Annotated in this window: 26 protein-coding genes and 1 pseudogene; 13 read left to right on the top strand and 14 right to left on the bottom strand. The window is 49.9% G+C overall.

Features of this window, described 5'->3' with window-relative positions; genetic code table 11:
• The first annotated feature begins 169 nt into the window (after positions 1 to 169).
• Positions 170 to 1,225: a GGDEF domain-containing protein gene (locus tag KNV97_RS11690; RefSeq protein ID WP_218563179.1), complete on the top strand. Its 1,056-nt coding sequence runs from the start codon at positions 170 to 172 to the stop codon at positions 1,223 to 1,225.
• Here KNV97_RS11690 and KNV97_RS11695 read toward each other — a convergent pair.
• The 5 genes from KNV97_RS11695 to KNV97_RS11715 all read right to left on the bottom strand — a co-directional run bounded on the left by KNV97_RS11695 (position 1,217) and on the right by KNV97_RS11715 (position 6,506).
• The gene (locus KNV97_RS11695) at positions 1,217 to 1,900 is read right to left on the bottom strand and encodes a DUF2726 domain-containing protein (RefSeq protein ID WP_218563180.1); all 684 of its coding nucleotides are present in this window, start codon (positions 1,898 to 1,900) and stop codon (positions 1,217 to 1,219) included. The two genes, KNV97_RS11690 and KNV97_RS11695, sit on opposite strands and share 9 nt — an antisense overlap.
• Positions 1,901 to 2,319: 419 nt before the next feature.
• Positions 2,320 to 3,294 carry a chemotaxis protein gene (locus KNV97_RS11700; RefSeq protein ID WP_218563181.1) on the bottom strand — a complete coding sequence of 325 codons (975 nt, stop codon included), beginning with the start codon at positions 3,292 to 3,294 and terminating at the stop codon, positions 2,320 to 2,322.
• A 23-nt stretch (positions 3,295 to 3,317) separates the two neighbouring features.
• Positions 3,318 to 4,094: a substrate-binding periplasmic protein gene (locus KNV97_RS11705; RefSeq protein WP_407701910.1), complete on the bottom strand. Its 777-nt coding sequence runs from the start codon at positions 4,092 to 4,094 to the stop codon at positions 3,318 to 3,320.
• Between the two features lie 106 nt (positions 4,095 to 4,200).
• Positions 4,201 to 4,884, bottom strand: coding sequence for a response regulator (locus KNV97_RS11710; RefSeq protein WP_218563183.1), 684 nt, complete (start codon positions 4,882 to 4,884; stop codon positions 4,201 to 4,203).
• Positions 4,881 to 6,506 (bottom strand): ATP-binding protein, encoded by a 1,626-nt coding sequence (locus KNV97_RS11715; protein WP_218563184.1) that lies wholly within the window; start codon positions 6,504 to 6,506, stop codon positions 4,881 to 4,883. The genes KNV97_RS11710 and KNV97_RS11715 overlap by 4 nt, the downstream gene beginning before the upstream one ends.
• Before the next feature lie 350 nt (positions 6,507 to 6,856).
• Between KNV97_RS11715 and KNV97_RS11720 the strand changes: the two genes are divergently transcribed.
• The 5 genes and pseudogenes from KNV97_RS11720 to KNV97_RS11740 all read left to right on the top strand — a co-directional run bounded on the left by KNV97_RS11720 (position 6,857) and on the right by KNV97_RS11740 (position 12,081).
• Complete coding sequence (locus KNV97_RS11720) at positions 6,857 to 7,075, top strand: hypothetical protein (RefSeq protein WP_218563185.1); 219 nt, start codon at positions 6,857 to 6,859, stop codon at positions 7,073 to 7,075.
• A 203-nt stretch (positions 7,076 to 7,278) separates the two neighbouring features.
• The gene (locus KNV97_RS11725) at positions 7,279 to 8,715 is read left to right on the top strand and encodes a TolC family protein (RefSeq protein WP_218563186.1); all 1,437 of its coding nucleotides are present in this window, start codon (positions 7,279 to 7,281) and stop codon (positions 8,713 to 8,715) included.
• A pseudogene (locus tag KNV97_RS11730) lies at positions 8,712 to 9,687 on the top strand (HlyD family secretion protein). The gene KNV97_RS11725 and the pseudogene KNV97_RS11730 overlap by 4 nt, the downstream one beginning before the upstream one ends.
• Positions 9,688 to 9,689: 2 nt before the next feature.
• Entirely contained in the window at positions 9,690 to 10,937 is a 1,248-nt protein-coding gene (locus KNV97_RS11735; RefSeq protein WP_218563187.1) for an ABC transporter permease, read from the top strand.
• Positions 10,924 to 12,081, top strand: a complete 1,158-nt coding sequence (locus KNV97_RS11740; RefSeq protein WP_218563188.1) for an ABC transporter permease — start codon at positions 10,924 to 10,926, stop codon at positions 12,079 to 12,081. Before KNV97_RS11735 ends, KNV97_RS11740 begins: the two co-directional genes overlap by 14 nt.
• A gap of 86 nt (positions 12,082 to 12,167) precedes the next feature.
• On the opposite strand, the gene KNV97_RS11745 is transcribed toward KNV97_RS11740, so the two are convergent.
• Positions 12,168 to 12,542, bottom strand: coding sequence for an AAA family ATPase (locus KNV97_RS11745; protein ID WP_218563189.1), 375 nt, complete (start codon positions 12,540 to 12,542; stop codon positions 12,168 to 12,170).
• A gap of 140 nt (positions 12,543 to 12,682) precedes the next feature.
• Between KNV97_RS11745 and metA the strand changes: the two genes are divergently transcribed.
• Entirely contained in the window at positions 12,683 to 13,624 is a 942-nt protein-coding gene (metA, locus tag KNV97_RS11750; protein ID WP_218563190.1) for a homoserine O-acetyltransferase MetA, read from the top strand.
• A gap of 312 nt (positions 13,625 to 13,936) precedes the next feature.
• Entirely contained in the window at positions 13,937 to 14,635 is a 699-nt protein-coding gene (gene pilW / locus KNV97_RS11755) for a type IV pilus biogenesis/stability protein PilW (protein ID WP_218563191.1), read from the top strand.
• 44 nt (positions 14,636 to 14,679) lie between these two features.
• Here the strand turns inward: pilW and KNV97_RS11760 are convergent, their stop codons facing one another.
• From KNV97_RS11760 to KNV97_RS11770, 3 genes are read right to left on the bottom strand one after another with little or no spacing between them, the layout of a single operon-like run.
• Positions 14,680 to 14,910 (bottom strand): hypothetical protein, encoded by a 231-nt coding sequence (locus KNV97_RS11760; protein ID WP_136487531.1) that lies wholly within the window; start codon positions 14,908 to 14,910, stop codon positions 14,680 to 14,682.
• 53 nt (positions 14,911 to 14,963) lie between these two features.
• Positions 14,964 to 16,175, bottom strand: coding sequence for a 23S rRNA (adenine(1618)-N(6))-methyltransferase RlmF (gene rlmF / locus KNV97_RS11765; protein ID WP_218563192.1), 1,212 nt, complete (start codon positions 16,173 to 16,175; stop codon positions 14,964 to 14,966).
• Positions 16,176 to 16,177: 2 nt separating this feature from the next.
• On the bottom strand, positions 16,178 to 16,681 hold the full coding sequence (locus KNV97_RS11770) for a M48 metallopeptidase family protein (protein WP_218563193.1): 504 nt from the start codon (positions 16,679 to 16,681) through the stop codon (positions 16,178 to 16,180).
• A 221-nt stretch (positions 16,682 to 16,902) separates the two neighbouring features.
• On the opposite strand from KNV97_RS11770, the gene KNV97_RS11775 reads away from it, so the two are divergent.
• Positions 16,903 to 17,136 carry a glutaredoxin family protein gene (locus tag KNV97_RS11775; RefSeq protein WP_136487534.1) on the top strand — a complete coding sequence of 78 codons (234 nt, stop codon included), beginning with the start codon at positions 16,903 to 16,905 and terminating at the stop codon, positions 17,134 to 17,136.
• Positions 17,137 to 17,217: 81 nt separating this feature from the next.
• Here KNV97_RS11775 and KNV97_RS11780 read toward each other — a convergent pair whose 3' ends face one another.
• Positions 17,218 to 18,087 carry a LysR family transcriptional regulator gene (locus tag KNV97_RS11780; protein ID WP_136487535.1) on the bottom strand — a complete coding sequence of 290 codons (870 nt, stop codon included), beginning with the start codon at positions 18,085 to 18,087 and terminating at the stop codon, positions 17,218 to 17,220.
• A 118-nt stretch (positions 18,088 to 18,205) separates the two neighbouring features.
• Between KNV97_RS11780 and KNV97_RS11785 the strand changes: the two genes are divergently transcribed.
• The 4 genes from KNV97_RS11785 (at position 18,206) to KNV97_RS11800 (ending at position 21,410) form a co-directional block, all read left to right on the top strand.
• Positions 18,206 to 19,432 (top strand): MFS transporter, encoded by a 1,227-nt coding sequence (locus tag KNV97_RS11785; RefSeq protein ID WP_218563194.1) that lies wholly within the window; start codon positions 18,206 to 18,208, stop codon positions 19,430 to 19,432.
• A 104-nt stretch (positions 19,433 to 19,536) separates the two neighbouring features.
• On the top strand, positions 19,537 to 20,097 hold the full coding sequence (locus tag KNV97_RS11790; protein WP_218563195.1) for a DUF1415 domain-containing protein: 561 nt from the start codon (positions 19,537 to 19,539) through the stop codon (positions 20,095 to 20,097).
• 208 nt (positions 20,098 to 20,305) lie between these two features.
• Positions 20,306 to 20,656 (top strand): DUF2750 domain-containing protein, encoded by a 351-nt coding sequence (locus tag KNV97_RS11795; protein ID WP_136487538.1) that lies wholly within the window; start codon positions 20,306 to 20,308, stop codon positions 20,654 to 20,656.
• A gap of 178 nt (positions 20,657 to 20,834) precedes the next feature.
• Positions 20,835 to 21,410: a nucleoside triphosphate pyrophosphohydrolase family protein gene (locus tag KNV97_RS11800; protein WP_218563196.1), complete on the top strand. Its 576-nt coding sequence runs from the start codon at positions 20,835 to 20,837 to the stop codon at positions 21,408 to 21,410.
• Positions 21,411 to 21,497: 87 nt separating this feature from the next.
• Here KNV97_RS11800 and KNV97_RS11805 read toward each other — a convergent pair whose 3' ends face one another.
• The 4 genes from KNV97_RS11805 to btuC form a co-directional block, all read right to left on the bottom strand.
• Entirely contained in the window at positions 21,498 to 21,902 is a 405-nt protein-coding gene (locus KNV97_RS11805; protein WP_218563197.1) for a MazG nucleotide pyrophosphohydrolase domain-containing protein, read from the bottom strand.
• Between the two features lie 37 nt (positions 21,903 to 21,939).
• Positions 21,940 to 22,248 carry a DUF1272 domain-containing protein gene (locus KNV97_RS11810; RefSeq protein WP_136484021.1) on the bottom strand — a complete coding sequence of 103 codons (309 nt, stop codon included), beginning with the start codon at positions 22,246 to 22,248 and terminating at the stop codon, positions 21,940 to 21,942.
• A 361-nt stretch (positions 22,249 to 22,609) separates the two neighbouring features.
• Complete coding sequence (gene btuD, locus KNV97_RS11815) at positions 22,610 to 23,365, bottom strand: vitamin B12 ABC transporter ATP-binding protein BtuD (protein ID WP_218563198.1); 756 nt, start codon at positions 23,363 to 23,365, stop codon at positions 22,610 to 22,612.
• A 35-nt stretch (positions 23,366 to 23,400) separates the two neighbouring features.
• The gene (gene btuC / locus KNV97_RS11820) at positions 23,401 to 24,390 is read right to left on the bottom strand and encodes a vitamin B12 ABC transporter permease BtuC (RefSeq protein WP_136484023.1); all 990 of its coding nucleotides are present in this window, start codon (positions 24,388 to 24,390) and stop codon (positions 23,401 to 23,403) included.
• Between the last annotated feature and the right edge of the window lie 10 nt (positions 24,391 to 24,400).

The raw sequence follows: 24,400 nt of genomic DNA on the forward strand, positions 1-24,400 counted from the left end.
ACCCCAACAGCGTGTCATTAATTGAGTTTTATCATATTAAAACAGTGGGCGCTGTGCTGAAGCAGCTCTCCTTTTGTGACTTTAATTCAACAAAACTCTTGATTGCTACCTACTTAGAGGTAGTATAAATTTTTATTGGTCGCTAAACGTACAATTGAGACAAAAGAACATGGATTCACGGTTGTTTGATCACTCGCACACACTACGAAGCTCTGTTCTGGCTGGTTTGAGTCTATTCTTGTTCGCAGTCGCACTGGCTTTCTCCTGGTTATACTTCAACAAACAGGAGTTTGTGCTCGCTTCAATTTACCTGTTTTTCACTCTTTACTCGCTGTACGTGTCCCGCCTTGCTGCACAGCGTAAGCACAAACATCGTCACATCCAATGTTACGTTTACTTAATGATGTTTATCATCTGCATCAGCACCTACCTGCAACCTTTAGCAGATGGCCTCTATTTGTGGACGATCTTCTGCCCGATAGTGCTCTATGCCCTGCTCGGCCTCAACCAGGGCCGCCTTATGTCGGGCATTGTCCTGCTTGCTCAGGTTATGAGTGTCTACGATGACGTGATTCAGGTTTCGGCTTTAAATGCATTGACCACCATGGTCAACTTAATCTTGTGTTACTGCGGGGTCTGGATTGTTTCACATCGCTACGAATTCAACCGCGAGAATATCGAGAACTCTCTGACTTACCTCGCATCACGCGACGCTCTGACCGGGGCCCATAATCGCCTGTCACTGCGAGCGGCCTTTAACCACTTTGAGAAGCATCGCAGCAGCGTAGATTCACTCAGCCTTCTGCTGATTGATTTGGACTACTTTAAACAGATTAACGATCAGTACGGACATGATTCCGGTGACAAGGTATTAATAGAAACAGCCCAAATACTGGCCAATGTGGTGGGCGAAGATAATTTGTATCGTATCGGCGGCGAAGAATTCTGTGTCACTCTGTTTGATACGGTTCTCGAACAGGCGGAGAAGATGGGTGAGCGCCTGCGCAGCGCAGTTGGAACCCATTTATTCTACTATCGCGAGCAGACAATTCACTTAACCTTAAGTGTGGGCATTTGTGAGTATCAGGCCGGAGATAAACTGACCGATTTGATCAAGTTGGCGGATAAAGAGCTCTACCGGGCAAAACATAACGGACGCAATCAGGTTCGTATTTGCCAGACAGTCGAATATGCCGAGTGCCAACCGCAAGCTGAATCAGGTTAGTGATTCTGCGTCTTCCCCATCATCCAGTTCAAATACCACATTGTAATTTTCTGTATAAGTACAGTGTGGCTGACGGCTGCAGGTAAAAAATCGACGACCTTTGAACTCGCCCTGACTGGCCACTTTGATGTTCATCGGGCTGCCACAACGTTTACAAAAACGAACTTCTTTGTCGGTTTCGATCAAGTCAATATGCGCGGCGAGTAACCGGCGCAGTTTGCCCACTTGATAGCTGTAACGGATATTGGCACCGATTAAAGGGATATTTGCCGTCTTACATACCTGCATCAGCAACTTTTCTCGTTCAACCTTAAGCTTGGTCAGCTCCTTGCCATCATCGAGTTCCACAACCACGCGCGGCTCCAATGTTCTGGCATCACACACCAGGAAATTAAACTGGCTGCGTGCCACCCGGTTGTTGGCAATAAACCACTGCTTCTTATTCAGACCTTTTGAAGGGGTAACCACCTGGGTCATACTGACTTTGGTCAACACAATTCCGTGCTCTCCTACTGCAGCGGTTAACGCGTGATAAAACGTGCTTTCTGCGCTAGTCAAAACTGGCCCTTTACGACGGTAAGCGTAACTTTTGCTGCCATCATGGCGAATCACGTACTTTTGAATCACCACAAAAAAGACCACCAGCAGTGCCACAATGATGAAGATATTAGTCATGACGTTCCTTTAACCGCTATTAAATTCAAGCACTGCTCCCAAAGCCTGAACGATGAAATATCATCCCCGAACTCACCACCATCACTATTAGATTCGGAAGCTAACTCTTTCATAGATAACTGATGTTTTCCCGAAAGGCCAGCACATTTCTCCGATTTTGCAGAATGTGTAAACCTGACACTAAGTTCCTTGAGCTATCTCCAGTCCATAGAATTATCTCCAGTCCAGAGAACTATCTCAAAGCCGAAAAACGTTCGCGAAGCCACACAACTATGGTGAAGCGGCCAAACTAACAAGAAGACCCGCCAATGCGGGCCCCAATCACTCAACAAAAACGCAATAAGCTTAGCCGCGCCCCGTCATTACTGTGACGATTCATGTCACAATGCTGGCTCGCGCTTTAGCTCAGGTCGGAAGACTTAACTGAAGATTAAACCGTCCATTAAGGATACCAGCTTGCCAATTTGTGGTTTGGTAATGGTGTCATTGGCTCCGAGCGACAAAGCTTTGGTACGGTTGTCGTCACTCATCAGAGACGAGAACATCACGATGGGGGTGTTACAGTACGCTTCGGTATCGCGTAATCGCTTCAGTAAATGCATTCCATCCATGCGCGGCATTTCCACATCAGATACAATCGCATCAATAAGCTCACTGACCGCCAGATTTTCTTCTTTTGCGATACGCTCGACGTCCATCAATTTCTCATGCGCTTCACCACCATCTTTGCAGGCAATAACGTTATAGCCAGCGGTACTTAACGTATCTTGAATCAGACTGCGGATGAATGCTGAATCATCGACCACCATCACCGTTTTCGCATTACGCTTACTGACCATGGTCTGATTCAGGTTGACCGAGCGGTCGACTTTCACATCATACTTCTCCATACTCAATTCCGGATTGATGTCAGCAATAATCTTCTCGAAATCGAGGATCATGATCAGCTTGCCTTCTTTACGCACCACAGCAACCACACAGTCCTGTTCACCTGACTCCAGAAATTGACTCGGAGATTCGACATCATTCCAGGAAATACGATGAATGCGGCTGATGCTGTCAATCAGGAAGCCATTGGTCATGCGGTTAAAATCAGTCACAATCACATATTTGTTGCTGTTTACCGAGCTGGTCGGTACACCAAGCCAACCGGCCAGATCCACTAACGGTGTCAAAATGTCGCGTGAAGAGAACACACCAATCATATGAGGCTGAGCATTGGGATAGTCGGTGGTGTCCGGTACACGGATCACCTCTCTGACTTTGGCGACGTTAATGCCGTAATAACAGGTTTTGGTTTCGCCATTTGCCAGTTGTTTTTCGAGATGAAATTCAATTATTTCTAATTCGTTGGTACCGCTTTCAAGAAGAATGTTACTGCTGGGGTTACTCATATTGGTCACTTCAGTTAGGCAAGTTATCGGTATTTGTCTAAAATGGCCTGATATAAGTTCACGCCATCTTTACCGGAAGTATCCCTAATTATATCAATCCCTTTTTGTAAGTCATTCACCAACTGCTGATCTATTTCTTTATTGAAGGCGAAATAGAGTAAGCCTTGCTGCAAAACAAAAATTGTCGCCAGATCTTCTGCCTGGTAGCCCGACCTGATAGCCCACCAGTGCGTCGCCTGTTCGTTATAGGCGATAAGATCGATACGGTTTTTGAGCAGCAATTCGGTCAGCACGCCGACATTGGCCGCTTCCTGCATCAACTCTCGCGGGATGCCGAGTTGGAGCAGGAGCTGTTCACCGACATCATCCCGGATAACGCCGATGCGATATTTCGCCAGGTCAATGGGCTGGTCAATTTTTATTTTGGTGTCACTGCGAGCCAACACGGAAACCCGGATTTCCCCTATCGGTCCGACCCAGTTGAACAGGGATTCGCGGTGCTGAGTCCGGGTTGCAGAAAACAGAACCGAACCGGGTTTGAGCAACACCGAGCGATAAGCTCTCGGCCAGGGCTGCATGACAATTTGCTCACTTGAAATTTCACGGCCAACTTGCTGGCTGGCCTGTTGCAACAAATCCACTGCAATGCCGGTAATCTGGCCATTATTTGAAAAATTATAAGGCGGGTACTCTTCAATGTAGAAAGTCAGCTCACTCATATCCGCAGCTGATGACACAGACCAGACCAAAACCGACACAACAGCCGACTTTGCTAACCGTTTCGTTATTCTCATTCTGATGCCCTTGCGACTCTACTGAACTTTAACGCTAGATGAGTCAGATGGGCTTAGACGAGAGCAAGGTCGCAAAAATTCTACTCTGCAATGACTGGCTGTCCGATTGACCTCATATTCGAGTGACTTTCTTATAGCTGCGCTCAGGACGGCCCACAGAACCATAACGGACATCCGCTTCCAGCTCTCCCGAACCAATCAAATACTCAAGATAGCGTCGTGCGGTCGTGCGGCTGGCCCCTATTTTCTCACCGGCCTCATCGGCTGTGAGAGTGACAGAATCGACAAACAACTGGCGGATTTTATCCAGCGTTACACTGTCTATGCCTTTCGGTAACCGCGAAGCTGACATATCCTGCTGAGCAGAAGAGGTTAACATCTTATCCACCAGTCCCTGATCCAAGTCGGCCAATTTTCCCAACTCAACCTGACGTGCCAAATACTTTTTCAGGGCCGTTTCCAAACGAGGAAACATCACGGGTTTGAGCAGATAATCGACCACACCGCCGCGCATCGCCTGCTGCAGTGTTTCCACATCACGCGCCGCGGTAATTAGGATCACGTCACAGCGGGCATTACGGCTGCGTACCCACTGCAGAATATCCAAGCCCGTGCCGTCCGGCAGATAAACATCCAGTAACACTAAATCCGGTTGCAGCACTTCTAACTGCATCTCGGCTTCCGCTTGTGAGGTTGCAATCCCGACCACATCAAAGCCACCCGTCTGGTTAAGATATTTATGATGCAACTGAGCGATCGCTACATCATCTTCAATGATCAATACCCGGGTTGTCATAGCAGCTCTTCCTTGGGCAGATAAACCGTCATACGTGTTCCATATTCTTTGTCATTACTATACATCTCTAATTGACCCTGATAGCGATCAGATAACTGCTTGACCAGATACAATCCAACCCCCCGGTTATGCTTCGCTTTACTCGATACCCCTTTTTGCAGCAACAGATCCGGGCTGAAATCCTGAGGCAAACCACAGCCCTGATCTTCAACCTCAAGTATGATTTCATTGCCGTAGTCGCTGATCGAGACATCGATAACACGCCTCTCCTTTGGAAAACGTTGCGAGTGGCGTATCGCAGTCAGTGTCGCATCAAAGGCATTGTCTATCAGGTTGCCCAGAATAGTCACTATGTCTTCCGCGTTGATATAACCCGGTAAACAGGCCAGATGCGAGCCATCATCGACATTAAGCTCCAGGCCAATCTCACGCGCTCGCTCTGTCTTACCCAGCAGCATACCGGCGATCAACGGGTCTTTAATCGTTTCACGCAGAAACTCGATCAAACTCTGGTAATGGGCGGTTTCCTGACCAATTAGCTGCTGTACCGCCTCCAGCTCTCCCATTTGCACCAGTCCACTGATGGTATTGAGTTTATTGCGATGTTCATGAGTTTGAGAGCGCAGCATTTCTGCGTACTCTCTGGTCTGGGATAGCTGCTCCGTAAGCTCGCTGATCTCACCACGCAAACGAAAGCTGGATACCGCCCCGACCACTCTGCCTTCAACAACAATCGGACTTCGGTTGGCAATCAAACGCTGTTTGTTGAGATACAACTCGATATCATGGTCTATGGCCCCGGTTTCCAGCACTTTGTACAGATCGCTATTGGGTAATGAGTCGGTCAACAAGCGATTAATGGCCTTATCGCGGTCGATACCTAAAATGTCACAGGCGCTTTTATTAATTGAACGCAATACGCCTTTATCATCAATACTGAGAATACCCTCTCTGATCGTACTCATGGTGACATCCAGCTCGACATACAGACGGCCAATCTCCTCCGGCTCAAAGCCCAGAATCGCCTTTTGAAAACGACGTGACACATAACTTGAGACAATACCATTGGCAATTAACACCAAAAAGGTGATCGCGATAAGGTACGTCAGAAATGGTTCGATCCTGTCTTGTAAACGAGCGAGCAGATACCCCACCGAAACAACGCCGATCACCTGGCCGTTGCTGTCAACTACCGCGGCCTTACCGCGCACCGACTGCCCCAGAGAGCCCTGTGCAAACGAGATGTACTCTTCACCGCCCAGCAAAGCGCGCTCATTATCACCGCCTACCATTGGCTTACCGATTCTCGCGTCAATCGGATGAACAATCCGCATCCCTTTATCATCACCAATCACGATGAAAGTGGCGCCGATCAATTGGGTTAAATCGCGGAAACGTTGCTGGATCTCATCAGAGTCATCCGCACGTTGAATAACGTCAATCACTATCGACGAGCGGGCCAGAAACGAAGCCACGCCCAGAGCCTTGAGCCCCATCTCTTCTTCCTGAGAATGTTTGATGTAGGCAAAGCCGGCGGCGACCAAGACCAACAACTCAATCAAGCCGGACAATGTCATTATGATCAGCATACGTTTGCGAAAGCTGATATCGTTCCATGTCATGAATATCTCCCTGTCCGCCCAAAACTAACACTAATTTAACAAAGGTGCGAAAGCGGGTTCGATAACTGTGAACACAGCGTGTGTTAGCAACTTGCTCATTTTGGTGACAAATTTTCATACATCCTCGCCAGCATCAAATTGAGTAAAAAATCATCAACAACTGGATTTTTTTGCAACAATAAAACATGACATAGATCACATGCGATTTGGTTTTTTTTAGCCTGTAGAGGTTCATTCGGTCATATACTGATTGGGCAGTGAGGGCAGAAACGTTGCAGGCAGGGCCAACATAATAATTAACTCAATCCTGGTTTGTCGCTTGCGCTACTATCGTAAGAAGGATACTCACCATGGAAAGAGATGCGTTTGGAATATGTTTGTCGCAACAAATGCTGACCGAGCACCTGCAGTCAACTTTTACTCATGTTCGTGCTTACGGATCAGAGCAGCAGGATGATCTGCAAGTCGTGCTATCGATACCGCAAATGACAGGACAAGATCTGCTCGATACCATTCAAAGCACAGAAGAGCTGGTGTGGCGCGCCGACTTTCACTGTCCCGGACGATGAGCCTGTCTACAAGCAGAAACAGGACTGGGCTCCTCAGCAACGATAGGGCTCAAAGGCATCATAAAATTGGCCCAACCAACGCTAAATCGACTCTAAGTCTACGCATTTGACTCTTGATGTGTTGATCAGGAAAATGCTGTTATACTCAACGGAAAACCGATAACATAGAGTATAAACTCTAATATCGACGTTTGAGCTTAAGCATGAAAGTGAAATCAATCAGTGTGCTGTTAACTTCTCTGTTGGCGCTCCCGTCAGCGTTTGCAGCGCCGATCTCCTTTGACCAGGCGTGGGAGATTTTGCAGCGTCAAAACCATTCGTTAGCCGCCGAGCGCGCCAACGTAGATCATTTTGAGCACCTGTATAACGCCACTTCCAGTCTGAATTTACCTTCAGTGACCGTGGGAGCTAATTATACCCGCCTCGACCAAGATGTGACATTGTCACTTAAGCAGGTCGCAGACAGCGCAGGGGGCATTGTCGCACCGGCTGCTCTAGCCCCTCTTTTCACCTCTCTCGGCTCTCTGACCTCTACCATCACGGAACGCGATATTTTCAGCTCTTCGATTCGGGCAGTCTGGCCTATTTTTACCGGTGGTCGCATTACTGCTGCGCAAAATGCTGCCGAAGGCAAAAAGGAAGAAGCACAAAGCCAACTGGCGATGGAAGTTCAGGCACGATATGAAGACCTGGCCAAGTATTATTTCAGCGTGGTCTTAGCGCAGGAAGTGCTGCAAACCCGTATTGAAGTAGAAAAAGGGCTGACTCAACATCGGGACAACGCGCTTAAGCTCGAACAGCAAGGCCAGATCGCCAGAGTCGAGCGATTGCAGGCCGAAGCATCGCTTGATAAAGCAACCGTTGAGCGTAAAAAAGCGCAAAAAGATCTCGATATTGCTCAAAGCGCCCTCACCCAAATCCTCAACCAACCACAAATGGTTGAGCCGAGCGGTGATTTGTTTATCAACCCCAGCTTACCGCCAATGAGCGCCTTCATCGATCAGACACTGGCGACTTACCCGGGGCTGGACTTGCTCAACGCGAAAGAAAAACAGGCCAGCAGCCTTATCAAAGCTGAAAAAGGCAAATACTACCCAGAAGTCTATCTGTACGGCACTTACAACTTATACGAAGATGACTCCCTCGCCAGTGACCTGCGCCCGGACTGGTTAGTCGGCGTCGGCGTCAATGTGCCACTGGTGGAAAATACCGGGCGTAGTGAGCAAGTGAAAGCCGCCAGCAGTCTGGTCACCCAGGTGAAATACCGTCGTGAACAGGCTAAGCAAGATCTCAGTGTGCTGGTTGAAAAAACCTATAAAGAAGCCGAGCAAGCTCAGGAAGAAGTGGAAGGACTTAACTCGAGCCTGCAACTGGCTCAGGAAAACCTGCGCTTACGCCAGAAAGCCTTCACTCAAGGACTGTCGACCTCAGTGGATGTAGTCGATGCCGAGTTATACCTCGCCAGCATTCGTACCCAACAGGCGGTGGCCGGCTTTCACTATCTGATCGCACTGACCAAACTACTGGCTATTTCCAGTGAAATGGCCACTTTCCCACAATACCAGCAAAGTGCACAGCCACTCAGTACAGCGCCGAATCCATCTGCTGCCATTTCGATGACGGAGAACCCAATTTCATGAAAACCGTTAAAACGCCTCTGCTCGCGATTATCGCTCTGGCCGCCGCAGGCTGGATCGGTTACAGCTTTTATCTGGCCTATCAACCAGAACCGGTGCGCCTGCAAGGTCAGATAGAATCCCAGCAATACAGCATTTCTTCCAAAGTGGCCGGTCGTATTGATCAGGTGTTCGTGCGTAAAGGCGATGAAGTAAAAAAAGGCCAGTTAATCTTCAGCCTGCACAGCCCGGAAATCGAAGCCAAACTCGAACAGGCGGTCGCCAACCAGAAAGCCGCTGGTGCCATGGCAAAAAGAGGCTGAAAACGGCGCGCGTCAGCAACAGGTACGTGCGGCGCAAGATCAATGGTTAAAAGCTAAAGCCGCTGCAGAACTGGCCGAGAAAACCTACCAGCGGGTCAATAACCTTTATAAAGACGGCGTAGTGGCTGAACAGAAACGCGATGAAGCCAACACCCAGTGGCAAGCCGCCAAGTACACCGAAAGCGCAGCGTTGCAGATGTATAACATGGCACGTGAAGGTGCGCGCAGCGAAACCAAACAAGCCGCTCAGGAAAAAGTCAACGTCGCAGCAGGTGCCGTGGCGGAAGTTGAGGCCTACGCTGCCGATACTAAGATTGAAAGCTGGTTTGACGGCGAAGTCGCGCAAGTCCTGATGCAAAGTGGCGAATTAGCACCACAGGGCTTTCCCGTGGTCACCGTGGTGGATAGACAGGATTCCTGGGCAGTACTCAATGTGCGTGAAGATCTGCTCAGTCAGTTTAAAAAAGGCAGCACGTTCAAGGCCTATCTTCCCGCACTCGATAAGCAGATTGAATTTACCGTTTCCCATATTGCAGTCATGGGTGATTTTGCCACCTGGCGTTCGACAGATTCGGCGCAGGGCTTTGATCTACGGACTTTTGAAGTCGAAGCGCGCCCGACAAATCCACAGGCGGATTTACGTATGGGCATGAGCCTGGTGGTTGAGTTGTAGCCATGAAGCACGCTTCGGTTGACCGCAGTCATAGCGGCGCTCATAACGTGGCGAGCCGTGCTGCCGACGGTACCAGTCCGGCTGCAGGCGACGCTGGTCGCCTGCCTGCACAGTGGCCGCTGCTGCGCAAGGATAAATGGTTGCTGGCCTGCCTGACCTGGTTGCCTATCCTGCTGGCGGCCAGTATTTGGTGGATATTCTCAGCCGGTATCGTTCATAACCTGCCCATCGGTGTGGTGGATTTGTCACACAGTCAGCTATCGCGTCAGTTGCAGCGCCATCTTGATGCGACGTCAACCTTAGCGGTCACCCGCCAATACCAGAATGTCGCTGCAGCGAAGCAGGACATGGTCACCAGCAACATCTACGCGTTTATTGTGATTCCCAGCCAGTTTGATAAGTCGGTCTATCGCAGTGAATTGCCGCAGGTCACCACGTTTTACAACAGCCAGTACATTCTGGTCGGACGGGTCATCAGCTCAGCAATCATGCAGGCCGTCGCAACGCTCAACGCTGAAATAGGGATCGTCACAAGCCTCTCCGCCGGCAATCAGACCACCCAGAGCGCAATGGGCCAGGTCGTGCCGGTACGCACTCAAATCACGCCATTATTTAATAAGAACACCAATTACGCCCAATTTCTGGTGTCTGCCATTATTCCGGCCATCTGGCAGATTGTTATCGTGGTGAGCACCATTCTGATTCTCAGCGCCAATACTCGAATTTATGGATTACATCGCTGGCTTGGCCAACGGCCCTTATTGCATCTGAGCCAGACACTGCTGCGTTACTATCCAATTTTCATGATTCAGGGCGCAGCGTATCTGTTCTGGTTCTACAGCGTATTGCAATGGCCGATGCATGGTAACCTGCTGGTCTTAATCCTGGCCCAGATGATTACCACTATCGGCTGTATGATCATGGGCGCCGTTTTTTTCTTCCTTAGCCTGGATCCCGCACGTGCTATGAGCTTCGCGGGTGCATTTACCGCCCCCAGTTTTGCCTTTATGGGCATTACCTTTCCAACCAGCGATATGGGGACGATTGCCCAGGCCTGGCGCAGTCTGCTGCCGGTCAGTCACTATATCGAAGTGCAGGTCAGTCAGGTCAGCTACGGTCTGGGCGGGTTCCAGTCGCTAACACATCTGTTGCCGATGTTCGGGTATTTATTCCCACTGCTGTTAACGGTCGTCCTGATGCGCAAGCATTTGCGCACGACACCGGTAAGGAGTGACCATGCGACTGACTGATTTATTTAAAGCCGAATTAAAGGCCTTATTGAGCAATCCGGTCGTTATGCTGACTATGTTTGGTGGCGTGCTGTTTTACTCATTCCTCTATCCACTCCCCTACAGCCATCAAACGCCGCGTGAGCAGGCGATCAGCATCGTGAATCTGGATAAGAGTCAGATTAGCTATCAGCTCGAACGCATGGTCGATGCCACCCCGCAGGTCAAAGTGGTGCAACGGGATCATTCGCTGGAACAAGCAAAGCAGGCTTTTCTGGATCGGAAAGTGAGCGGAATACTGGTGATACCCGAGCACTTCTATAAAGATCTGCTACTTGGTACCAGCCCGACCCTGGCATTTGCCGGAGACGCTTCCTACTTTCTGGTCTACGGCACTATCGTTGAAGGTCTGGCGCAAGCGGGCGGCACGCTGTCGGCCCGTGCCCGGGTGACCCGCCTGCTGAGCCAAGGGGAACCTCTTGAGAGTGCGGCCCATCACTATGCCGCAGTGCAATCGAATTTAAAGCCGACTTTTAATCCGCGTGTCGGTTACGTCGATTACGTCGTTCCTGCGGTGTTTATCCTCATTCTGCAGCAAACTCTGGCGATGTCTGCCGGGCTGTTAACCGGCACGCAGCGAGCTGAGTCAGGCGACTGGCAGCAGATTCCGGTACTGCCCCTGCTCTTCATGCGTACCTTCATCATAGTGGCGCTCTACTACCTGCTCAGCATGTACTATTTCGGGGCCAGCTTCAGCTTGCAAGGCGTGAGTACGATAGGTCAGCCGATACAATTACTGACTCTGCTGCTGCCGTTTTTGCTCACAGCCTGTTTTATCGGGATCTGGCTCGGAGCGGTGACACCACGCCGCGAACTGGTCACATTGATCGTGCTGATAAGCTCAATGCCGCTGGTGTTTTCCGCCGGATTTATCTGGCCTCTGGAAGCTATACCTACACCTATCATCTGGCTGTCGAACCTGTTCCCGAGTACACCCGGCATCCAGGGCTTTCTGGCACTCAATCAGATGGGGGCAGAATGGCGCCAAATCGCGCCGCAATGGACCCTGCTGTGGGCACAAGCCGTGGCATGGGGCAGCCTCGCTTGGTGGCAGCTGCAGCGCAATCACGGCGCTTTAACTGTGAAAGTCAGTCAAGCAGGATAGCTGTCAGGCTAGCCCGCCTTCTAACACCGCGGATGTGAGATGAGGGACGGTGGGGCAAAGCGCGCATTAAGCCGTGCTCGCTGATGTTAGTCCTGCCATTTTTTACGCATACGTTCGATGGTCGCCTGCTCTACGCCATGGATGTTGGGATACTCGCCACGACATACCTTAATCACCAGTTTTGCCCGGTGCTGACGGGCGATTTTCTTATACGCAGTCATCTCCCAGTGCCGCACAAACGTGTTGGCGACCACTACGCTTTTGCCCTGCTTGAGGCAATTTTCTGTCTCTTGCTGACACCAGGCGTGTGCCTGTGCTATCTGCTCCGGACGGTAGTGATATTCGCCCTGCGCATTGATAAAAAACATATCCGCTTCAAGATGCACCGCCGGTAAAGACTTGGCTAACGTCGATTTTCCCGAGCCGGGTAAACCACGAATTAAGGTCAGTGTCGGAATCATATGTGTTCAAATTATGCAAATCATAGCCGGCATACTAACTTAATTTTGTGGCGCACGCATTTTGCTATCGACAACGCCTATCAGTTAGGTTATAAGTCTAGATGTATAGACGTCCAAATGTAACGCTTAGGGAGAAAGCTGTGCCGATTAAGATCCCCGATCAACTGCCTGCAACTGATGTTTTACGTACTGAGAATATCTTCGTCATGTCGGAAACCCGCGCATCGACCCAGGGTATTCGTCCGCTGAAGGTTCTGATTCTTAACCTGATGCCAAAAAAAATTGAAACCGAAACTCAGTTCCTGCGTCTGTTATCAAATTCACCGCTTCAGGTGGATATTGAACTGCTGCGTATCGATGATCGCCCAAGCAAGAACACACCAGAAGAGCACTTAAACGAATTTTATCGCCAGTTTGAACTGGTCAGACACCGTAACTTCGATGGTCTGATCATTACTGGTGCGCCTTTAGGTTTAGTGCAATTTGAAGATGTCGTCTACTGGGATCACCTGCAGCAGATTATGAAATGGGCCAAAGAGCATGTGACCTCAACACTTTATGTGTGTTGGGCAGCACAAGCCGGCCTGAAATTGTTGTATAACCTGCCCAAACAGACACGTGAAGAGAAACTGTCCGGGGTTTATGTGCATGAAAACCTGCAGCCGTACCATCCGCTGCTGCGTGGTTTCGATGATACCTTCCTGGCACCGCATTCACGTTATGCCGATTTTGCGCCTGGTTATCTGGAAACTCATACCGACCTGGATATTCTTGCGACATCTGATGTCGCAGGCGTTTACCTTGCATCGACTAAAGATAAACGTAACGTGTTTGTGACTGGTCATCCGGAGTACGACGCACTGACCCTGCATAACGAGTACATTCGTGATCTGGGTGCGGGCCTGGAACCGGTCATGCCGGTGAACTATTATCCGAATGATGATGTTGATAACCCCCCACGTGCCAGTTGGCGTAGTCACGGACACTTGTTGTTCGCTAACTGGCTGAACTACTGCGTTTATCAGCAAACACCGTACGATCTGGAGCATTTCAGCGAAGATAAGTTCACCAAAGACGATTAATTCTCCATCGAGATTCGCCACAGTTCACTAACATGTTTTGATGACATTGGAAGGCCGCCCATCACGCGGCCTTTTTTCATCCCCTCAGCCATTAGGCATCTCTCTCACAAGCCACAATAAATATGCCGGGTGGCTCGCATTATCCTCTCAGACCGCTGCCGCGCCACCACCATGCTGCTTACTATTTGTTAATCGAAGCAAAGCTAGCGGACGCTAAAGGGTTAGCTGCAAGCAAAAGTATCGCAGCAAGCGCGCAAAGCATCGTTAGCTTTGTACTGCAACGCGCGGTTGGGGTATACAGAGGTGGATAGAATGCAATTCAAACAACTGATGCTAGTGGGGATAATAACGACGGCAGGCTGTGTCACTGTTACCGATATCCCTGACAATCATCCTCAGGCGATGGCCGATTCAAGAATTGATCTGGGATTAGGCTATCTCAGCCAAGGTAATATGAATAAAGCACGTGAAAATCTTTACCGCGCTGCGCGTCATGCGCCGGACTACGCCCGTTCTCAATTAGCGCTGGCGCACTACCTGGACCAGGTCGGTGAAACTGAAAAAGCGCGTCACGTCTATCTGCAAGCCCGGCTAGACCATCCTGAAAATGGGGATGTGTTGAACAACTTTGGCACATTTTTATGTAAGCACGGCGACTACCTTTCTGCTGATACACTGTTTAATCAGGCGCTGCAAAGGCCGGATTACAATCAGCCCGCCGCCACTTTAGAAAATGCGGCGCTGTGTGCAAACAAGTCCGGCAACCAAAAACAAGCGATACACTATCTTGACCGCAGCCTGAATTATGACCCGTCTCAAGCCACCGCTTGGCTGGCACTGACCCGCATGCAATTAGCTGCGGGTAACACAGAAGATGCTCGCAACACGCTGCGCGGGTTTAGCCAGCGTTTCGGTAACCCAAAGGCAGTGCAACAACTTTGGCTGGAAGTGAATGCGGCTTGGGGGAGACACAAAAAAACCAGCGCTGAGCGCCGGCTTCTGTTGAAGTGAATGACTTATCATGTAAATCAACAACTACCTCTGTCATTTAGTCACTAACGTTTTTGGTTGATATTGGTCGGACGGCCATCCTTGCCACCTTTGCGATCCCGATAATGGGTCCGGCGCAGGCGACGCACCTTGGTGGAACGGTTAATCTTTTTGTATTCACGATACAGGATGCGAATAAACAGCCCCAATCCGATCAGAAACAACACGGACAAAATGGAAAGTGAAGGCACACACAACCAATCCGGCTGACACGGTGAATAGAATTCGAATTCCATTCTACACCTCCTTGACTGTTTATTCCGTTGAGTAGGTTAACTTCTACATAAGTTTAGCGCTTTAAGCTTAACCACAGCTTGCGTTGCTCCGCATTGTGAAAAGTCCAGGCCACAAAACGACTGATTTTCTGGCCTTGCTGCATCTCTACTATCTGTATCGACGCCGCGCCGACTTTCTGAAGCTGTTTTTTCATCCAGCGTACGTTATCACTTTTCGAGATCAAGGTCGTGAACCACAGAACCTGCCTGGCAAAGTGCTGACTTTCCTGCGCCATATTCTTAATAAACTCGGCTTCGCCTCCGGGGCACCACAACTCAGCCTTCTGACCCCCAAAGTTAAGCGTATTCGCGCTATGTTGCGGCGCTGTCATTTGCACGACCGGCGCTCCACGTTTACGCTGGTTATCACGCAAGTTACGAATTTTACGTTCAGTGCCTTGCTGCGCTTCGGCCAGCGAAGCATGAAACGGCGGGTTACAAGTCGTCACATCAAAACGCTCATCAGCCCCGATAATGCCGCTGAACATCGCCTTACTGTTTTTCTGCAGTCGCGCTGCAATTTTTCCTTTCAATAGCGGATTATTGCTGGCAATCAGATTGGCCTGTTTGACCGATACCGGATCGACGTCGCTGCCGACATAACTCCAGCCATACTCGGTCACGCCGATGATCGGATAAATGCAGTTGGCACCAATGCCAATATCTAACGCTCGTATGGCTTTATGATTCAGCGCCGGAAAATCCTGGCTGAGCAAGTCCGCCACGCGGTGGATATAATCTGCACGTCCCGGAATAGGCGGACATAAATAGCCTTCCGGAATATCCCAGTTCATCACACCATAATGATGAGCCAGCAAGGCTTTATTAAGCAGTTTCACCGCCAGTGGATCAGAAAAGGCAATCGTCCAATCCCCTTTGGGATTTTTGATCAGGTGACGCTTGAGGTCCGGTAAAGCCTGACACAAAGCATCAAAATCATAATTCCCTTTGTGACGGTTACGGACATGCAGACCGGCTTTTCCTGTCTGTTTCGCCGATTGCGGCTTCGCCGAGGGCGATTTGCCAGGCTTCTGACCCGGCGTTCGCTGACTCGCCGTTTGCGGATCTGTTTTGCCAGACGGCTTACGACCAGGTTTCACGTCCGACTTACGTTGATGCTCTGCTTTCGGCTGCTCTGCTTTATCCTGACGGTTTTTATAACAACGCGGTTTGTCAGTGACACGAGCTGGGTGGTTGCCGGATGATTTAAGTGGTGGTTTAGGCATGATTATTTTCCTGCTCTCAGTTCAAGAACCATCATGTATAAGCGCGCATCCAATTCGAGTTGATGGTAATTCGGTTCCATATGGCAACAAAGCTGATAAAACGCTTTATTGTGTTCCTTTTCGCGCAGGTGAGCCAGTTCATGCACCACTAACATACGCAGCAGCGGCTCCGGCGCATTTTTAAATGCACTGGCAATTCGAATTTCATTTTTGGCTTTGATTTTGTTGCCATGCACCCGGGAAACATAGGTGTGCAGGCCCAGCGCGTTGTTAATGAGGTGAATCTTGCCGTCATACACTACTTTGCTCAGTGGCGCGGTCTTCTTCATGTACTGGTTTTTTATCTCCAGCGTGTAGGCATACAGTGCCTTCTCACTCTGGACGTCATGGCGCTGCGGATAACGCTGCTCGAACCAGCTGACCAGTTTATCGGCGTCGACCAGGCGTTCTACCGATTCGATAATGTGAGCAGGATAACCCTGGATATATTTCAGTACGGGATTCATAGTGACAACGCTTTTTCAGATCAAACATGTTCGCGAAAAGTCGGGGGCGCAAAGTGTACCCGAAACCTGGCGCTGAATCATCCGCGATTTACTCGCCACGGATTCAAAAAATCCGTCAAGCCGGGGCAGAAGATTGAACGCTGACAAAACCGATGCGGGTTTGCATCTGATCCGCTGGATGGTTAAACTCAGCGCCCTTGTTCCATTTACAGGCCCGAACCATGAAACGAGTTGTACTTTACGTTAAAGATAAATGTCCGCATTGCAAAGATGCCCAGCGCCACCTGGACGCCAAAGGCATCAAATACCGTTTATGCAACGCGAAAATGGAACGCGGCCGTAAAGAGCTCGACGCTATGGGTGCACGCAGCCTGCCAGCGCTGAAAATCGGCGATCGCGTCATGATCGGCTGGAATCCCAGCAACTTTGAGCGCATTTACAACAGCAAAAACTAAACGCCCGCAGAAAGCCACCGTGCCGGAAAGATTGACCGGCACTCATAGTGGGACGAACCTCTGGATCACTCATGCACGGGATCACACGTACTGCTTCACAAACTCTATAAAGGTCCGGTCGGCATTGGATAAGTAGCCATCTTTGCGCCATGCCAGCGCCAGATCGAGCCACACCGGCGGATGGAACGGAATCGCTTTTACCTCCGGTTCGTTATCCGTAACCAGCTCCAGTAACGCCGTTACCGCATATTCATGCTTCACAATGCTGAGGATCATCGGCAGCAAATTGGTTTCAAACGAGAAATTGGCGTTTAGCTTGTGCTCTTTGCATACCTTGTCGATGAATTCACGGTGAAAATAACCCGGTTTGAACATCACCAGCTCGTGCCGGAAGAACTCTTCAAATTCAATTTGCTGATGCTGCGCCAGTTCGTGCTCTTTACCGACCACCGCAACCATCTGGGAAGCAAGCAGTGGATCCACTTCCAGATCCGGCGGCAAATCCTGATTGAGAATCACCCCGATATCCAGCTCGCCGGATAACAACATCTTACGAATTGATTGCGTGCCTGCGTCGACTACCGTCATCTTAAGATGCGGAAAGTGGCTTTTAAACGCCATCACAATTTGCGGAAAAAAGTAAGAGCCCATCATACTCGGTGCACCAAGGCGCACTTCACCTTTGACTAACCCTTTCAGCTCGTCGATAGCCAGTTGTGCATCTTCGATTTGCTGTAAAATCCGCGTCGCATGCTCCAGCAGTACCTGACCTTCATGGGTCAGCGTCACTTTACGCTCATCGCGCTTAAACAGAACCACACCAAGTTGCTGCTCGAACTTCTTGATTGAGATACTCAGGGCCGGCTGAGCGATATGCAGCGCCTGAGCAGCATGAGTAAAACTTTCATTGCGCGCCACGGTGACAAAATGACGCAGGTGCCGGGTTTCCATCACTGACGTTCTCCATATATAAAATATATTACAACCATATTTTTAATATATTTTATTAATTCGCGTCACACTGGTAGTTTGATCACATTGCCGTAACCGCCTTATCCGAGTTGTCAACATGATCGAATTGCACAGTCCACAGTATCGTAAAGTCACTTTCGCCCTCGCCTTCGGCTCGTTTCTGGTCTTTTGTAATTTGTATCTTTTCCAGCCGATGTTGCCCTACATGGCCAAACACTTTGCGGTCTCTGAAACCCAGATCAACTGGGTATTCGCCGCCGCAACACTCGCGCTTTCCGTCAGCCTGGTGCCTTGGGCGATCAGCTCCGAAGCGATTGGGCGACGCCGCGTTATGTTGCTTGGTCTGTTCGCTATGCCGGCTATTGGCGCCCTGATGCTGATCAGCAGCGAATTCTGGGTACTGGTTCTGGCACGCGCATTAATGGGCGTCGCGCTAGCTGCATTCGCCTCAGTTGCCGTCGCCTATATGGTCGAAGAGCTGTCTCCACAAGCATTCAGTAAAGCGATTGGCGGTTATATTGCGGCGAACTCCCTTGGTGGTATCAGCGGCCGTATCGTCGGCGGGCTACTCACCGATGCCATGGGCTGGCAGCAAGCCGTGATGGCCATGTCCGCCTTTACTCTGGCCGGTGCCGTCATCGTACTCTTCTGTCTGCCGGTACAAGCACACTTTAAGCCCCAGCGCGGAATGTTCTTTCATCACAACCGTGCGCTGGTCAAACACCTTTCCAACCGCACAATATGGCTGGCGATGCTGATTGGCGGCACCAACTTCGCTTTGTTTGTTAACCTCTATTCGGTGATGGGTTTTCGTCTGGTCGCTGAACCTTACAACATGCCGATCGGTCTGGCTTCGCTGATCTTCCTGTGTTACCTGGCCGGGACACTGAGTTCAAAACTGACTGCCAACTGGAGCAGGCGTTATGCGCCGATTCCGGGCATGGTGCTGGGCGCTCTGCTCAGTATGTCCGGTATGCTGATTGCGATGATTGAATCTATTCCGTTTATGATGCTGGGGCTGATGCTGATCAGTTTCGGCGCGTTCTTTACTCACACACTGGCGTACGCCTGGGTCAGCCAGAAAGCGACCGAAGCCAAGGCCACCGCGACAGCCCTGTACCTGGTGCACTATTACGTCGGCGGTAGTATCGGCGGATTCTTCCTGCTCTATTGCTGGCAGCATGGCGGTTGGGAGATGGTAACCAGCGGTGGTATGGCACTGTATGCGATGCTGTTTACTTTGTGCTGGCGCCTGAGCCTGCGCCAGAAAAAGATCGTTAACAACAGCGCAACTGCAGTACTGAACTCATCACACCAGAATTAAGCTTAGTGCTCGCGCGCAACCGCTATCCAAGCGACAAATTATGTTATTCTTGGCGCCAATTTTATTCGCAACACTATTTCTACCGATAAAGGCGACAAAATAACATGAGCTCAACCATCAACAATCAAGCCATTACTGCCAGCGTTAACCAATGGTTAGACGACGTAGTCATTGGCCTGAACCTGTGCCCTTTTGCCGCAAAGCCCCAACGCAATAAGCAGATCAAAATCCAGGTCAGCAACGCAACCCGCGAAGAAGATCTGCTGCAGGATATCTTGGATCAACTGCTGGAACTCGACAGCAAGCAGCCCGACGAACTGGAAACCACCCTGGTAGTGGTGCCGGACATGCTGCATGATTTCACCGATTACAACTTCTTCATCGACTGGGTGGAAGCACTGATCCGCCAGGAAAACTGGGAAGGTGTCTACCAGGTCGCCACTTTTCATCCGGATTACTGCTTTGCCGGCAGCGAACCGGAAGATGCCGAAAACCTGACTAACCGCGCCCCTTACCCGATCTTTCACCTGATCCGCGAAGAGAGCATGGAAAAGGTGCTCAAGCACTATCCGAACCCGGAAGCGATCCCCGACATCAATATCGAGCGGGTCTCCAACCTGAGTGAAGCCGAACGTAAAGCGCTGTTTCCTTATCTGTTTGGTTAATTCCGTTATCCGATGAGCTAACCGCCGATATCCGTAGCGGTTAAATGATGCTATACCCAAACAATCTGGAGTTGTAGCCAGCACCGCTGCAGCTTCGAGTAAGAAGGGGATATTTCTTGCTGTTACGGCAGGACAGGAACCAATTCTTAATGGGATTTAGCCGTTGAAAATGCTACTCTTACGCCATCATTCTTAGTGAGAGAATAAAATGAGCAAATTAACGACAGATATTCAAGCTAACCTTGAGCTGTTCATCAAAGAGTCCAAAGAGAACAACCTGGTTTGGGGTCTGCGCAATGAAGAAGGCTGGTTGTCTTGTGAGTCGACAGAATTTGAAGAAAGCGAAGTCATGCCTTTCTGGTCTTCAAAAGAAGATGCAGAGCTGCATAACGTTGAAGAGTGGGCCGATTTTGAAGTGCTGGAAATCCCGCTTGATATCTTCGTTGAAGACTGGCTGATCACGCTGGATGAAGACGGTGTACTGGTTGGTATCAACTGGAACGCGACACTGGAAGGCAAAGAGCTTGAACCAGTAGAACTTGCCAAGCTGTATCTGTAATTGCTTTTAATTAAGGCGCCTGATGTGGCGCCTTAATTGTTTCTGCCACTCTCTGCCTTTACACCCTGTATCGGCCGACAAATCTCCAATCAGTCTACATCCTTTATCGTGCCAATAGATGCGGGTCGCAACCTCTGTTACCATTAGTGTTTTGATTTTGACTAACCGGACTGACAGCATGCATTTATCTAAGCTGACGCAAGAGATTTTTGATCACCTTTACCGCGATATCACTGAGTTTCGCAGCACTTTTGACCTGCCGGTTGCTGCACCAGCCAGCCTGGACGATAAAGCAGATACGCTGCACACATCTCTGGCGATTGAAGAACTGACCGAGCTTGCTGAAGCCGACAACAAAACTGAACAGGCTGATGCGATTGTCGACAGCGTGTATGTCCTGATGGGCCGCCTGGTGCACCTCGGCGACGCCAAAGTCACTGACAACCTGGCAATCAGCTATCTGATTGACCTGTTGCTCAACGTTGCCGTTAACCGTGGTATCGACTTCGTTCCGTGCTGGGATGAAGTACATAGCTCGAACATGAGTAAAGTGTGCCGTAACGAGCAGGAATACGCGGAAACTGAAGCTTTCTACGCTGAGCAAGGTATCAAGTTAATGGCAGTACAAAAAGGCGATTACATTATCGCGAAATGTGCTGAGGACTTCGTTGCTGAGGGCAAAACCATTCGTCAGGGCAAAGTACTGAAATCCGTGTATTACCGCCCAGCCGATCTGGCCAAGCTGACTCAATAGTATGAGTCCGGCTTAGCAGCCTGAGTCAATGGGCCGGCAGTCATGGCAAAAAGCCAGAGCGATGCGAATCACTCTGGCTTTTTAGTATTATTTCTCGCAGATCACGTTACGCTGGAGCACTACATTCTGAGCGGCTAAGTATTCCTGTTGCAGATTTTGTTGCTGTTTACGCTTAATCTCATCCCATGAACCACCCGCTTCGAGCGTCGCCATACGCTGTTGGTATTTGTCACAGGCCCGTTGAATCACAGATTCTACGCTGACACCCGCCTCTTTTTGCAGAGCTAAGATCGCGTTTAGATAATCCCACAGCACATCACCTAATTCATCTTCCAGATAACAAAGACGATGTTTAGGGATCTCCTCACTGACCTCATCCACTTCACTTTTTAACGCCGCTAAATAGGTTTCAGGCCCGGTGTACCAGGGATTATTTTCATCAAACCCGGCTTTGCGTCTGGCGATATCCAATAATCGTTCAAAATCCTGCATGTCATATCCTTCGCAATGGGTGACCCTAAGGAAAAGCTCAACGCTGTGCTGGCTCAATATGACGGACTTTGGCCGCAAATGCTCTCAGTTCCTGCTCCGAATACGGCGTATGTACCCGTTCGCTTGATGGCGGCCGTTGGGTAAGGCTGACTCCGGTACGCCATTCATTGTGCGGACGAATCGGACGAGCCACAAAGCCACCACCGCAATTAGGGCAGACGTTATCAAGAATCTGTTTAACGCACGAAGCGCAAAATGTACATTCAAAGCTGCAGATCATGGCCTGAGTGGAGTCAGGCTCCAGATCTATATCGCAACACTCACAGTTTGGCTTTATTTGTAGCATGGTTGAGTTCCCTCTCCAATGATGATTTTTCCGCATAGTTAACTTATGCTTTTTCAACTGATAAAAACAATACGCAGAGAAAAATAAATCAGAAAAATATCGTCTTCACCTCACACAACAAAGAAACCAGAAAATAGTCGGAAGACAGGTAAAAAAAGGCCACCTTGGGAGCAAGGTGGCTAAGGAGACTATAAAAAGCCTAACAAGAACGAGAATGTATCGATCTTACTAATGCCATAACTGTGCCAACTTTTAAAAATAACATAACTACTTGTTTTTAATGAAAATAATGGATTGTGCTATTTTTAGCGTTCTGACTCTAAAGGAGTAGCTGAACCAGAGTTGTGCTCAGTGCACCAAATTAGTCGAAGATCAGGTAAGGTTTACCTTCCAGCTCAACCCGCTTAATTGAGGTTTCAAACACTTGGGCCAGATTTTCCGCACTCAGTACCTCATCTGCGCGGCCAAAGCGATGGACAACGCCCTGATTCAGCAACAGCACTTTATCGGCATGACGCAGTGAACGGTTAAGATCATGATTCGCCATAATCACCGTGATACCCTGCTCTGCCATTTGCTCAATCAGGGCATACAGCAAACCTTCCTGAGCAATATCGAGCGGAGCAGCTGGCTCATCAAGAATCATCAGCTTGGCATACGGGTTGAGTGGCAGCCAGACTTGCAGACAGCTGCCGGCTAAACGCACACGCTGCCATTCTCCTCCGGACAGATGATGAATGGAACGATGCAACTTATCCGCAATTTTCAGCATGGCGGTGATGGTTTTAATCGCTTGATTAACCTCTTCTTCCATCCCGGTCGCGCTGGCTGGTAATGACAATGCCAGATACTGGAACACGTCCAGGTTAAAGGCAGGCTTTTCACTTTGTGACAGATAAGCACGATGCAGGGCTAAATCTGCCAAACTGGCACCCCGAACATCCATCTCACCCACCCGAATGTCGCCATCACTGTCGAGTACGCCGGCCAGAGCCGCCAGCAGTGTACTTTTACCGCTGCCATTCGGGCCCACAACGTGCAGCACTTCGCCCGCCTGGCAATCAAACGAGAGAGGTAATAAACGTGAGTCTACATTGAGGCTTTTAATCTGAATCATGGCGTCGCAATTCCGGACAGTTCAAATAACAGGAGCTAGTGGTGATTTTTAATCAACATCCAGATAAAGATAGGTGCACCGAGTGACGTGGTCACTACCCCGAGTGGCAGTTCAGCAGAATTGAGTGCCAGACGTGCGATGGTATCGGCAAACACCAGCAGCAAAGCGCCACTTATCGCTGAAAGCGGTAACAACATACGGTTTTCAGTACCTAGCGCCAGACGCAGCAGATGCGGTACCACCAGGCCAACAAAACCAATCACTCCGCCCAGGGCGACCGCCGCACCCACCAGAACAGAGACGGCCAGGATCAATTGCCAGCGCAAACGAGCGACATCAACACCTAACTGCTTGGCGTGGGTTTCTCCCAGCATCAGCTTATCGAGTGTTTTCCCCTGCAGCATCAGCCAGATGATGACTGGCACCGCGACCAGAGACAAAGTATGCTGATACCAGCTTGCCCCGCCGATACTGCCCATCAGCCAGTACATCAACTGACGTAAGCTGAGATCATCGCTAAAGTAAAACGCCCAGGTCACCACCGCACCGGATAAGATGCCCAGCGCCACCCCGACTAACAGTAACCGAGTTGTGGTGAGACGCATCGCTTTCGCTATTGAGACCAGCAGCAGAGTAAACAGCAAAGAGCCAATCACAGCCGAGATCATGAAAAGCTCCGGGCTGGCAGACTCTGGAAAGAAGAACAGCACCACAACCATAGCCACGCTGGCGCCGCCGGAAATGCCAATCACGCCCGGTTCGGCCAGTACATTGCCGAGCAGCACCTGTAAAGTCGCGCCGGACACGGCCAGCGCAGCACCAATGACGATAGCGGCGAACAGACGCGGCAGACGCAAATCCAGCAATAATTTCTGCTCCAACGGGCTCATGGGTTCGAAGGGTGAGACAAACAGTTCTCCGACCATCACATAGGACAGACTGGCCACCAGCAACAGGAGCAGCATGACCACCGCGGCGCGCTGCCAACGGCGCTGTTTATGTTGTATTAGCTGACTAAAATCCATGAAACTCGGG

Source organism: Vibrio ostreae (assembly GCF_019226825.1).
GTDB classification, from domain to species: Bacteria; Pseudomonadota; Gammaproteobacteria; order Enterobacterales; family Vibrionaceae; genus Vibrio; species Vibrio ostreae.